Genomic DNA, 13417 nt, shown 5'->3' with positions numbered 1-13417 from the left:
ACACTCCTTTCTAACTAAAAGTTAATTATAGCATTTTTTTGGACGAGGCTGAATAAGCTTTCATTAGAGTATGTCTGGAATCAGGAGGTCGATGGCAGGATGAACTGGTATGAAATGCGAGCACATGAAGTGGAGGAAAGAACGAATACGAATGTGGAGGTAGGTCTTACAGAGCAAGAAGCAGAGGGCCGATTAAAGAAATTTGGCACAAATGAATTGCAAGAAGCAAAGCGGCCTTCTGCGCTTATGGTGTTTTTAGCGCAATTTAAAGATTTTATGGTACTTGTTTTATTTGGTGCTACAATTATTTCAGCTTTTTTAGGAGAGTATATTGATTCGATTGCAATTGTTGCAATTGTTATTATTAATGGTGTCCTCGGTTTCTTCCAAGAGAGGAAAGCTGAAAAATCGTTGGAAGCTTTAAAAGAATTGGCAGCTCCTCAAGTTACTGTACTAAGAAATGGGAAGTGGATAAAAGCACCGTCAAAAGCGCTTGTACTGGGTGATATTATTAAATTTTCTAGTGGTGACCGTATTGGCGCGGATGTTCGCCTTGTGGAATCTTCAAGTTTATATATTGAAGAATCGGCTCTTACAGGAGAGTCATTGCCTGTACAAAAGAAGGTAGATGCGTTACAAGGTCAAGATGTTTCAATTGGTGATCAAAAAAACATGGCATTTATGGGGACGATGATAACGAGAGGTGCTGGAACAGGGGTAGTCGTAGCAACTGGAATGAATACAGCTATGGGGCAAATTGCAAATATGTTGCAAAATGCTGAGCAAATGGAAACGCCATTACAAAGAAGATTAGAACAGCTTGGAAAAATTTTAATTATTGTTGCTCTTATTTTGACGGCTCTTGTTGTACTAGCTGGTGTATATCAAGGGAATGAAGTGTATCACATGTTTTTGGCTGGGGTTTCGCTTGCTGTTGCAGCTATTCCAGAAGGATTGCCAGCTATCGTTACGGTTGCGCTATCACTTGGTGTACAGCGTATGATTAAAAAGAGGGCAATTGTGCGAAAGTTGCCAGCTGTAGAAACGTTAGGCTGTGCTTCTGTTATTTGCTCAGATAAAACAGGAACAATGACACAAAATAAAATGATGGTAACACATATGTGGTCAGGCGGAGAATTGTGGAAAGTAACAGGTCAAGGCTATGAGCCAACAGGTTCGTTTATGAAAGGTGAAGAAGTAATTGACCCTACTAAGACGAAATCACTGTATCAACTACTTACATTTGGCTGTTTATGTAATAATGCGAATGTTATTCAAAAGAAAAAGACGTATGTGTTAGATGGAGATCCAACAGAGGGAGCTCTCGTTGCTGCTGCAATGAAGGCGGGAATATCACGTGAAGCTCTTAAAGGAAAGTTTGAAGTCATTCGTGAATTTCCTTTTGATTCAACTAGAAAAATGATGAGCGTTATCGTTCGTGATCGTGAAGGTAAAAAATTTGTTATTACAAAAGGAGCACCAGATGTTCTTTTGCAGATGAGTCAAACAATTTTGTGGGGAAATAAGCAGCAGCCTTTAAGTGAAATGTATCGAAAAGAAGTGCAGGCAGCGATTCATAGTTTAGGAAGTCAAGCTTTACGAACGATTGCGGTGGCATTTAAACCGTTAAAAGCTACAGATTCAATTGAACATGAAAGAGAAGTCGAGCAGGATTTTATGCTTGTTGGAATACAAGGAATGATAGATCCGCCAAGACTAGAAGTGGCGCAAGCGGTGAAAGAGTGTAAGGAAGCTGGTATTAGGACGGTAATGATTACGGGAGATCATAAAGTGACGGCAATGGCAATTGCGGAACAGCTAGGGGTTTTACCGGCGGGTGGACGCGTTGTTGAAGGTGTAGAACTTGCGAATATGGATGTAGAGGCATTAGAAGATATTGTAGAAGATACGTATGTATTCGCTCGTGTGTCTCCTGAGCATAAATTGAAAATCGTTAAGGCGCTGCAAAATAAGGGACATATAGTAGCTATGACAGGTGATGGAGTGAACGATGCTCCAGCTATTAAAACAGCTGATATAGGGATTGCGATGGGAATTACAGGGACAGATGTTGCAAAAGAAGCTTCTTCACTTGTGTTGTTAGATGATAACTTTGCTACGATTAAATCGGCGATTAAAGAAGGTAGAAACATATATGAAAATATTCGGAAGTTTATTCGGTATTTGTTAGCATCTAACGTTGGTGAAATTTTAGTTATGTTATTTGCGATGTTACTTGCACTGCCATTGCCGATGGTTCCAATTCAAATTTTATGGGTGAACTTAGTTACTGACGGTTTACCAGCGATGGCATTAGGTTTGGATAAGGCTGAAGGAGATGTGATGAAGAGAACACCACGCCATCCGAAAGAAGGGGTGTTCGCTAGAGGGCTTGCGTGGAAAATTATAAGTCGTGGTTTTTTAATCGGAGCAGTGACATTAGTAGCGTTTATTATTGCATTTAACCAGCATCCGAATGAATTGAAGTATGCACAAACGGTAGCCTTCGCAACATTAGTACTGGCTCAGCTTATTCATGTATTTGATTGTCGTAGTGAACATTCTATATTTCACCGCAACCCGTTTGGAAATATATATTTAGTAGGGGCGGTTATTATTTCTTTACTGTTAATGCTTGTAGTTATATATTATCCACCATTACAGCCGATTTTTAGCACAATGCCGATACAAGCACGAGATTGGTTGTTAATTGGAGGATTATCATCTATTCCGACCTTCTTATTAGTAGGATCCTTATTAACAAGAAAAAAGGGGAAAAAGAAAAAGCCGCTGTTATATAAGAAGGGATTAAACTTGAAATAGTCAATGATATGAAAATATGATATAATTTACAGAAGGTAGTAGAGTCGCATCTCTATTGCCTTTTTCATTGAGTTATTTCATGGCTTGGATGTGATAAAGATGATTTGTAGTATGACAGGATTTGGAAGATCGAAGGTAGAAAACGATACTTTTCAAATAACAGTAGAAATGAAGTCGGTGAACCATCGTTTTTTAGAAATGAGTATTCGGCTTCCGAAGCAAATGATGGCGTTTGAAGACAAGATTCGTAAAATAATTGCAAAGCAAGTTCGCCGTGGACGTATTGAAGTGTCTATTAGTATAACAGGCGAAGGGCTTGTTGAAAGAAAACTAACTGTGAATTGGGAACTTCTCAAGCAGTACCAATCCATTATGGAAGATATAAAAGGGAAATTTCAATTACAAGATTCTATTACACTCGGGCAACTAATGGGAATGCCAGAAGTAACGGCAGTTGAAGAAATAGAAAATGTAAATGAACAATTTGAAACCGGTTTATATGAAGCTGTTCGTCAAGCTGCTCATATGTTGAAAACGATGAGAGATGGCGAAGGAGAACGATTACATAAAGATATAGCATATCGTTTGCAAGAGATTCATAATTGTGTAAATGCAATTATTCCACATGCACCAATTGTTACACAAAAATATCGTGAACGATTAGAAAATCGCTTAAAAGAATTACATAACCAAGATTTAGATGAACAACGATTGCTGACAGAAGTAGCAATATTTGCAGAGCGTTCAGATATTCACGAAGAATTAGTTCGATTACAAAGTCATTTAGATCAATTTCGTGAAGCACTGCAAATTACAGAGCCTGTTGGAAGGAAAATGGACTTCATCGTGCAAGAGATGCATAGGGAAGTTAATACGATAGGTTCTAAGGCAAATGACTTAACAATTTCAAAATATGTCGTAGAAATGAAAAATAACCTTGAAAAAATTCGTGAACAAGTACAAAATATTGAGTAGCTTTCAAAAAATATATAAAGTTATACGTGGTGGAGAAATCGGATAGACTTACTAGGAGGCGCAAACTATGGCCATGCGGTTTTTAAATATTGGATACGGAAATATTGTATCTGCTCATCGAATTATTGCTATTGTAAGTCCGGAGTCAGCTCCTATTAAACGGACAGTACAGGAAGCGCGTGAACATAATGCTTTGCTTGATGCTACGTATGGGAGAAAAACAAGGGCGGTTATTGTTATGGATGATGGGCATGTAGTATTAAGTCCAATTCAGCCAGAGACGATTGCACATCGTTTGAATAATAAAGAAGATTTAAGTGAGGAAGGGTAGGTTTTACATATTTATGAGAAGTAGAAGAGGATTGCTCATCGTTCTTTCGGGACCTTCTGGTGTCGGGAAAGGAACGGTTCGAAAAGAGCTGTTTAGCCATGAAGACACACGTTTTCAGTACTCTATTTCAGTAACGACACGTAAACCGCGTGAAGGTGAAGTAGATGGTGTGGATTATTTCTTTAAAGAGAGAGAAGAATTTGAAGAAATGATTCGTAATGAAAAGTTACTTGAATGGGCTGAGTTCGTTGGTAATTATTACGGAACACCGATTGATTATGTTGAAAAAACGTTACAAGAAGGAAAAGATGTGTTCTTAGAAATTGAAGTGCAAGGAGCAATTCAAGTTAAGAAAGCCTTCCCAGCAGGTGTATTTATTTTCTTAGCACCTCCAAGTTTATCTGAACTAAAGAACCGAATTGTCGGCCGTGGTACAGAAACTGAAGATGTTATTGAAAATCGTTTAACTGTAGCGAAAGAAGAAATCGAAATGATGGACGCTTATGACTATGTTGTAGAAAACGATCAAGTTGAATTAGCTTGCGACCGAATTAAAGCAATTGTGGTTGGTGAACATTGCCGCCGCGAAAGAGTGGCAAAATACTATAAAGAAATGACGGAGGGTCTATAATTATGTTAAATCCATCAATTGACTCATTATTAACAAAAATCGATTCTAAATATACACTTGTAACAGTAGCTGCAAAGCGTGCACGTGAAATGCAAATTGCTGACAATTGTGTTATTGAAAAGCCTGTTTCTTATAAATGTGTAGGTAAAGCATTAGAAGAAATCGATTTAGAAGTATTAAAATATGTACCAAGCGATGACACAATAATTGATTAAGACATTCTTTTCGACAAATTAAAACATAGACTTTATAATTTTCTATGTAACGGTAACAACCTATTTACAAGTAGGTTGTTATTTTTTTACGATAGGGATGAAAAGGAATCGAAAAAGACGGAACGAAATACTGGTACTGACGAGCTGGAAATTCTATTTCAGTAGAATAAGTTTGAAAAAGAAAGAGGACGAGTCATATGCTAAAAGGGAAAAAGATACTTCTATGTGTAACAGGAGGCATTGCAGTTTTTAAAGCGGCTGCGTTAACAAGTAAATTGACACAAGCTGGCGCTCTTGTAAAAGTAATGATGAGTGAGTCGGCAATGAAGTTTGTTACGCCTCTTACATTTCAAGCACTTTCTCGCCATGATGTATATACGGATACGTTTGATGAGAGAGACTCCGCTGTTATTGCTCATATTGATTTAGCGGATTGGGCAGATGTTGTACTTGTTGCACCTGCTACAGCTAATTGCATTGGAAAGTTAGCTGGCGGTATTGCTGATGATATGATTACAACTACTTTGTTAGCTACTACAGCTCCGGTGTGGATTGCACCTGCTATGAATGTGCATATGTATGAAAATAAAATTGTTCAAAAAAACATGATGACGTTAAAAACATTAGGATATACATTTATTGAGCCTGGGGAAGGTTTTTTAGCATGTGGTTATGTAGCAAAAGGAAGACTGGAAGAACCTGAAGCAATTATTGGACGATTAGAAGAGGCTTTCTCGGAACAACAACCATTGCAAGGAAAACGAATATTAATAACAGCTGGACCGACACGTGAAAAGATTGATCCGGTTCGTTTTATGACGAATTTTTCTTCTGGAAAGATGGGGTATGCGATCGCAGAAGTTGCAGCAGGCTTAGGTGCTGATGTCATACTTGTGTCAGGACCGACAGCATTAGAGTCACCATTACATGTCACAACAATACAAGTGGAATCTGCACAAGATATGTTAGAGGCAGTCCTTCAGCATTATCAGAGTGTGGATGTTGTCATCAAAACAGCAGCCGTTGCAGATTACCGTCCGAAATATGTTCATGATAATAAAATGAAAAAGAAAAATGGCGATGCTGTAATTGAATTAGAAAGAACAGTGGATATTTTAAAAACGTTAGGTGAGAAGAAGGACCGACAGTTACTTATCGGTTTCGCAGCTGAAACGACAAACATAGAGGAATACGCAACGAGAAAATTACGTGAGAAAAATGCAAATATGATTGTTGCGAATGACGTGAAAGCGCAAGGAGCTGGGTTTGGTACGGATACAAATATTGTGACAATGTATAGAAAAGATGGAGAAATCATTGAGCTGCCACTTTTAACGAAGAAAGAAGTGGCTCGTGAAATATTAAAGCAAATAGAAATGATGTTAGAAGATGATTATGTATGAAGTTTGCAAGTGTAATTGTTGATGTACCTGCACGTCAAACAGATCGACCGTTTGATTATATTATCCCTAAAAAATGGGAAGATATCGTGCAAACAGGAATGCGTGTAGTAGTCCCATTCGGTCCGAGGAAATTGCAAGGTTTTATTATTGGCATAAAGGATTCGGTTGAACTAGAAAGTAAAAAGTTAAAAGCGTTGTATGAAATATTAGATGTCACTCCGGTTTTAAATGATGAATTATTAAAACTTGGGTATTGGCTTACAAGTGAAACGTTATGTTATATGATTTCAGCTTTTCAGGTGATGCTTCCGACGGCGATTAAAGCAACATATAAAAAGCGTCTGCAACTTCGTAACCGAGAAGAAGTAGCACCAGAAATTCTTTCTTTATTTCAAGGGAAGGAAACGATAGATTGGGAAGTTATCGAAGCACAGCCGCACCTATATCGCACTATTCAACAAGAAATTAAAAATGGTACGACTGAAGTGGTTTATCAAGTAAAGGATAAAGTGCAGAAGAAGAAACAAAGAGTAGTTCAACCGGAGTTGCCGGCAGATAAATTGGAATTAGCAGCATTTGAACTGAAAAGTAAAAAACAACAAGATGTACTCTATTATTTTGTAGAAAACTACAAAAGTGTACCGTTAAAAAATTTAACAGAAGAATTACAAATAACAGATGCTCCAATAAAAGCACTTGTTAAAAAGGGTCTAATCTCAGAAAAGTATGTAGAGGTATACCGGAGTCCGTATGACGATGATGATTTTGAACAAACGAAACCATTTCCGCTTACTGAGGAACAAAAACAAGTAATTACACCGATTTTGTCATCAATTACAAATGAAACTTACAATCCATTTTTACTATATGGTGTTACAGGAAGTGGTAAGACTGAAGTGTATTTACAATCTATAGCAGCGGTGCTCGAGAAAGGAAAAGAAGCAATTGTGCTTGTTCCTGAAATTGCGCTAACGCCCCAGATGGTAGATCGCTTTAAAGGTAGGTTCGGTTCGCAAGTTGCAGTTCTTCACAGTGCGCTTTCTGTTGGCGAGAAATATGATGAATGGCGAAAGATATTAAGAAAAGAAGTGAAAGTTGTAGTTGGTGCGCGTTCAGCTATTTTTGCTCCATTCGAAAATTTAGGAATCATTATTATTGATGAAGAGCATGAATCAAGTTATAAGCAAGAGGATAACCCAAAGTATCATGCAAGAGATGTAGCAGTGTGGAGAGGACAATACCATAAGTGTCCAATCGTTCTCGGAAGTGCAACGCCGACACTTGAATCGTTTGCTAGAGCGAAAAAAGGTGTCTATGGGTTGCTTACAATGGAAAAACGTATGAACAAACAAGCTTTGCCGACTGTAGAAATTGTTGATATGCGTGAAGAGCTTCGTGATGGAAATCGCTCAATGTTTTCAAAGGCACTGCATGAAAAAATAGCAGATCGATTAGAAAAGAAAGAACAAATGGTTCTCTTTTTAAATAGAAGGGGTCATTCTACGTTTGTGATGTGTCGTGATTGTGGGTATGTCGTACAATGTCCGCATTGTGATATTTCGTTGACATATCACAAAATGAACCATCGTTTAAAGTGTCATTATTGTAGTCATGAGGAAAATATGCCAACGGAGTGTCCTGCTTGTAATAGTACGTATATTCGTTTCTTTGGTACAGGGACGCAAAAGGTTGAAGAAGAAATCACAAAACTATTCCCTGAGGCGCGGGTCATTCGAATGGATGTGGATACAACAAGCCGTAAAGGAATGCATGAAAAATTATTAAAGGCGTTTGGTGAAGAGAAAGCAGATATATTACTTGGAACACAAATGATTGCAAAAGGGCTTGATTTTCCGAAGGTGACGCTTGTTGGCGTTTTAACGGCGGATACGATGCTTCATCTACCTGATTTTCGGGCGAGTGAAAAGACGTATCAGCTATTGACACAAGTGAGTGGACGTGCAGGAAGACATGAATTGCCAGGTGAAGTTGTAATTCAAACGTATACGCCGGAACATTACAGTGTAGAATTAGCAAAGAATCAACAATATGATGTATTTTATGAGCACGAAATGCAAATGAGGCAAATGAGACAATATCCGCCATATTACTACGTTGTACTTGTAACTGTATCTCATCCGGAGTTATTAAAGGCAGTCCAAGTGACGGAAAAAATTGTCGGTCATTTACGAACGCATTGTTCAAGGCAAACAATGGTGTTAGGGCCGGTTGCTTCAGCAATTCCAAGGATAAAAGATAGATATCGTTACCAATGCATGATAAAATACAAACGGGAACCAAACTTAAAGAACGTGCTCAAAATGGTAAATGAACATTATCAAGCAGAAATGCAAAAAGAGCTACAAATCTCAATTGATTTTAATCCAACAATGTTAATGTAGCGGAGGGAAATATGGCAGTTTTAGAAATTGTAAAGCATCCAAATGAAGTGTTAGAAACACCATGCGAAAGAGTAATTAACTTTGATAAAAAGTTAGTGAAATTGTTAAAAGATATGCATGAAACAATGTTAATTGCAGACGGAGTTGGTTTAGCTGCGCCACAAGTGGGTGTAAGCTTACAAGTTGCTGTTGTTGATATAGGTGATGATACAGGTAAAATTGAATTAATTAATCCTGTTATTTTAGAAAAACGTGGTGAACAAGTAGGTCCCGAAGGCTGCTTAAGCTTTCCGGGACTTTATGGTGAAGTGGAGCGTGCAGATTACATTAAAGTACGTGCACAAAATCGTCGCGGTAAAATATTTTTATTAGAAGCGGATGACTTCTTAGCGCGTGCAATTCAGCATGAAATCGATCATTTACACGGTGTTTTATTTACATCTAAAGTGAAAAGGTATTATGAAGCAGGCGAATTAGAATAGGTTTAAAAGGAGCGGTTTTTGAATGATGAAAGTAGTATTTATGGGGACACCGGACTTTTCTGTGCCGGTGCTTCGTCGTCTTATCGAGGACGGATATGACGTAGTTGGTGTTGTAACGCAACCTGATCGTCCAGTTGGTAGAAAAAAGGTTTTAACACCTACTCCTGTTAAAGTAGAAGCGGAGAAACATGGTATTCCAGTAGTACAGCCGTTAAAAATTCGTGAAAAAGACGAATATGAAAAAGTATTAGCACTAGAGCCAGACTTAATTGTAACAGCAGCATTTGGACAAATCGTACCGAATGAAATTTTAGAAGCGCCAAAGTATGGATGTATTAATGTCCACGCATCATTACTTCCAGAACTTCGCGGTGGTGCACCAATTCATTATGCGATCATGGAAGGTAAAGAGAAAACAGGTATTACAATTATGTATATGGTAGAAAAATTAGATGCGGGCGATATACTAACGCAAGTAGAAGTAGAAATTGAAGAGCGTGAAACAACAGGTTCATTATTTGATAAGTTAAGCGAAGCAGGAGCACACCTTTTATCTAAAACGGTTCCTTTACTAATTCAGGGTAAACTAGAACCAATTAAACAAAGTGAAGCTGAAGTGACGTTTGCATATAATATAAAACGTGAGCAAGAGATAATTGATTGGACAAAAACAGGTGAAGAAGTATACAATCACATTCGCGGATTGAATCCATGGCCAGTTGCTTATACGACTTTGGCAGGACAAGTTATTAAAGTATGGTGGGGAGAGAAGGTCTCTATTACAGAGAAAGCTGAACCAGGTACAATAGTAGCTCTTGAAGAAGATGGATTTGTTGTTGCAACAGGGAACGAGACAGGCGTTAAAATCACTGAATTGCAACCATCTGGTAAAAAGCGTATGAGTTGTTCACAATTTTTACGTGGAACAAAACCTGAAATTGGTACGAAGTTAGGAGAAAATGCATGAGACAAAATGTTCGTGAGTTAGCTCTGGATGGCTTAATTCAAGTAGAAAAAAGTGGTGCATATAGCAACTTACTTTTAAATAATTTGATTGAAAAAAATACAATTGACAGAAAAGATATTGGTTTATTAACTGAAATGGTATATGGAACAATTCAACGTCGTGACACACTAGATTATTATTTACAACCATTTTTAAGAAAAAAGGTTGAAGCGTGGGTAAGAGTGTTGCTTCGCCTATCTCTATATCAAATGCTATATTTAGACCGAGTTCCAGAAAGAGCGGCTATTCATGAAGCAGTTGAGATTGCAAAGCGTCGTGGGCATAAAGGGATTTCAGGCATGGTGAACGGAGTATTGCGTTCAATTCAGCGAGAAGGTGTACCTTCGTTAGAAGAAATCGAAAATCCAGTAGAACGTCTTGCGATTGCAACGAGTCATCCAATGTGGCTTGTACAAGAATGGGCATCCGAATATGGTTTAGAGACAGCAGAGAAAATGTGTGAAGTAAATATGTTGCCACCTGTACCAACAGCACGTGTAAATGTTGATAAAGTAACGGTAGAAGAAGCGGTTGCGTTATTAGCTGATGAGGGTATAGAAGCAAAACGTGGTGAATTGTCAGAGGATGCAATTCAAATTGAAAGAGGAAATGTCGCACATACAGAAGCGTTCAAAAAAGGTTTCCTTTCTATTCAAGATGAAAGCTCAATGCTTGTAGCACGTGCTTTAGAACCGAATAAAGGAGATACAGTTCTAGATAGTTGTGCTGCTCCTGGCGGAAAAACAACTCATATTGCAGAGCGTTTGGACGGAACTGGTAAGGTAATGTCGCTTGATTTACACGCACATAAAGTACGTTTAATTGAACAACAGGCGAAGAGACTTGGTTTAGAAAATGTAGAAACGATGGCTTTAGATGCTAGAAAAGTTCAAGAGCATTTTGCAAATGAATCTTTTGACAAAATATTAGTAGATGCACCATGTTCTGGATTTGGTGTTATTAGACGTAAACCTGATATTAAGTTAGGTAAAGATAAGGGCGATAGTGAAAGGTTATCAACGATTCAACTTGCGATACTAGAAAAAATAGCACCATTGTTAAAACAAGGTGGTCGCCTTGTTTATAGTACGTGCACAATTGAAAAAATAGAAAATGAACAAGTAATAAAGCAATTTTTACAAGAGCATCCTGAATTTGAATGGGATACTACGATAAAAGATCGCATGCCAGAAAAGTTAAATCCGTATATTGATGAAGGTCAAGTACGAATTTTACCGCATTATTTTGCAACAGATGGCTTTTATATTGCTTGTTTAAGAAAGAAGGTGTAGCATCATGGAAACGACTGTAAAAAAACAAAAGAAAAATCTAGAAACAAAGAAACCATCAATTTATTCTTTACAACTTCATGAAATGCAAGATTGGTTAAAGGAACAAGGAGAACCTAAGTTCCGTGCAGGACAAATTTTTGATTGGCTATATAAAAAACGTGTAAAAAATTATGAGGATATGTCAAACCTTGCTAAAGGATTGCGCGATAAATTGTCGAATTCCTTTGATATTACTACTTTAAACACTTTAGTAAAACAAACGTCTTCGGATGGAACGATTAAATTCCTATTCCAGTTATACGATGGATACTCTATTGAAACTGTACTAATGCGACATGAATATGGAAATTCCATTTGTGTAACAACACAGGTGGGTTGCCGCATTGGCTGTACGTTCTGTGCTTCTACACTTGGTGGGTTAAAACGAAACTTAGAGGCTGGAGAAATTGTAGCGCAAGTAGTAGAAGTTCAGCGTGCGCTTGATGAAACAGAAGAACGTGTAAGTTCTCTTGTTGTTATGGGAATTGGAGAGCCATTTGATAATTATGATAACTTAATGTCATTCTTACGCATTGTAAATCATGAAAAAGGAATTCATATTGGTGCAAGACATATGACAGTTTCAACAAGTGGAATTGTTCCAAAAATTTATAAGTTCGCTGAAGAAGATATGCAAATTAATTTTGCGATTTCATTGCATGCTGCAAATACAGAGATACGTTCAAAATTAATGCCGATCAACCGTGCTTATAAGCTACCTGATTTAATGGAAGCTGTTAAATACTATGTAAATAGAACAGGGCGTCGTATTACATTTGAATATGGCTTATTTGGAGGAGAAAATGACCAAGTTGAGCACGCTGAAGAACTTGCTGCGCTCTTAAAAGGTGTAAAATGTCATGTAAACTTAATTCCGGTAAACTACGTGCCAGAACGTGATTATGTACGTACGCCACGAGAGCAAATTTTCTTATTTGAAAAGACGCTAAAAGATCGTGGAGTGAATGTAACCATTCGCCGTGAACAAGGTCATGATATTGATGCAGCCTGCGGTCAGTTGCGTGCAAAGGAGCGCAAAGAAGAGACGAGGTGACTAGATGAAAGCCGTGTTTCTATCGGATAAAGGAAAAGTTCGTCAACATAATGAAGATAGTGCAGGAGTTTTTCGCAATTTAGATGGAAATATTTTAGCGGTAGTAGCAGATGGAATGGGAGGTCATCGAGCTGGCGATGTAGCTAGCTCGATGGCTATTCAATTATTCCATGATTATTGGAAGCAAACGCATAATATGAATGAGCCTAAAAAGGTAGAAAAGTGGTTACATACTAACGTTGGAATTATTAATGAGCGCATATATGCTTACTCTCAGCAGCATGCAGAATGTAATGGCATGGGAACAACACTTATAATAGCCATTTGTACATCGAATTTTGTGACGATAGGTCATATAGGAGATAGTCGTTGTTATATGGTATCAGAGGGGAAAATGACGCTTGTAACGGAAGATCATTCGCTTGTAAATGAACTTGTAAGACATGGCGAAATTTCAAAGGAAGATGCAGAATATCACCCGAAAAAGAATGTTTTGTTAAGAGCATTAGGAAATGAAGAAACAGTTGGATTAGATGTTAAAACATTGGTGCTTGAAGAAGATGATCAATTGCTTCTTTGCTCGGATGGATTGTCTAACAAAGTTTCTATTGCTGATATGCAACAAATTTTACAATTGAATGAACAGCTCGAGGCGAAGGGAGAGCATCTCATTCAATTAGCAAATGATCGTGGTGGAGAAGATAATATTACCCTCGTTATTATTGATTATACGGATTCGACAAACGAAAGTAGGTGAAGTGCAA

The 13417-nt window shown here is 37.8% G+C and carries 12 protein-coding genes; all 12 read left to right on the top strand.

All coding sequences use genetic code 11. The features are described from left to right. The first annotated feature begins 99 nt into the window (after positions 1–99). The 12 genes from LCF45_RS19085 (at position 100) to LCF45_RS19030 (ending at position 13410) form a co-directional block, all read left to right on the top strand. The gene (locus LCF45_RS19085; RefSeq protein WP_002014490.1) at positions 100–2823 is read left to right on the top strand and encodes a calcium-translocating P-type ATPase, SERCA-type; all 2724 of its coding nucleotides are present in this window, start codon (positions 100–102) and stop codon (positions 2821–2823) included. Between the two features lie 99 nt (positions 2824–2922). Next, positions 2923–3798: a YicC/YloC family endoribonuclease gene (locus LCF45_RS19080; RefSeq protein WP_002088227.1), complete on the top strand. Its 876-nt coding sequence runs from the start codon at positions 2923–2925 to the stop codon at positions 3796–3798. A 67-nt stretch (positions 3799–3865) separates the two neighbouring features. Further along, complete coding sequence (gene remA, locus LCF45_RS19075; RefSeq protein ID WP_001251456.1) at positions 3866–4129, top strand: extracellular matrix/biofilm regulator RemA; 264 nt, start codon at positions 3866–3868, stop codon at positions 4127–4129. A gap of 13 nt (positions 4130–4142) precedes the next feature. Then, positions 4143–4760, top strand: a complete 618-nt coding sequence (gmk, locus tag LCF45_RS19070) for a guanylate kinase (protein WP_002014492.1) — start codon at positions 4143–4145, stop codon at positions 4758–4760. 2 nt (positions 4761–4762) lie between these two features. After that, complete coding sequence (rpoZ, locus tag LCF45_RS19065) at positions 4763–4975, top strand: DNA-directed RNA polymerase subunit omega (protein ID WP_002014493.1); 213 nt, start codon at positions 4763–4765, stop codon at positions 4973–4975. A gap of 197 nt (positions 4976–5172) precedes the next feature. Next, on the top strand, positions 5173–6378 hold the full coding sequence (gene coaBC, locus LCF45_RS19060) for a bifunctional phosphopantothenoylcysteine decarboxylase/phosphopantothenate--cysteine ligase CoaBC (protein ID WP_002014494.1): 1206 nt from the start codon (positions 5173–5175) through the stop codon (positions 6376–6378). Then, positions 6375–8780 carry a primosomal protein N' gene (gene priA / locus LCF45_RS19055; RefSeq protein ID WP_002128835.1) on the top strand — a complete coding sequence of 802 codons (2406 nt, stop codon included), beginning with the start codon at positions 6375–6377 and terminating at the stop codon, positions 8778–8780. Before coaBC ends, priA begins: the two co-directional genes overlap by 4 nt. Before the next feature lie 11 nt (positions 8781–8791). After that, complete coding sequence (gene def / locus LCF45_RS19050; protein ID WP_002014496.1) at positions 8792–9262, top strand: peptide deformylase; 471 nt, start codon at positions 8792–8794, stop codon at positions 9260–9262. A 22-nt stretch (positions 9263–9284) separates the two neighbouring features. Then, a complete protein-coding gene (fmt, locus tag LCF45_RS19045) occupies positions 9285–10229 on the top strand; it encodes a methionyl-tRNA formyltransferase (protein WP_002014498.1) in 945 nt (314 codons plus the stop codon). Further along, a complete protein-coding gene (rsmB, locus tag LCF45_RS19040; protein WP_002128834.1) occupies positions 10226–11560 on the top strand; it encodes a 16S rRNA (cytosine(967)-C(5))-methyltransferase RsmB in 1335 nt (444 codons plus the stop codon). Before fmt ends, rsmB begins: the two co-directional genes overlap by 4 nt. A gap of 4 nt (positions 11561–11564) precedes the next feature. Next, complete coding sequence (gene rlmN / locus LCF45_RS19035) at positions 11565–12653, top strand: dual-specificity RNA methyltransferase RlmN (protein WP_002014500.1); 1089 nt, start codon at positions 11565–11567, stop codon at positions 12651–12653. A 4-nt stretch (positions 12654–12657) separates the two neighbouring features. Then, complete coding sequence (locus tag LCF45_RS19030) at positions 12658–13410, top strand: Stp1/IreP family PP2C-type Ser/Thr phosphatase (protein ID WP_002066780.1); 753 nt, start codon at positions 12658–12660, stop codon at positions 13408–13410. The last annotated feature ends 7 nt before the right edge of the window (positions 13411–13417 follow it).

Source organism: Bacillus sp. 41-22 (genome assembly GCF_025809295.1).
In the GTDB taxonomy this organism is placed as follows: Bacteria; Bacillota; Bacilli; order Bacillales; family Bacillaceae_G; genus Bacillus_A; species Bacillus_A mycoides.
Note: the sequence above shows the minus strand (reverse complement) of the source record. Positions and strands in the feature narration are given on the sequence as shown.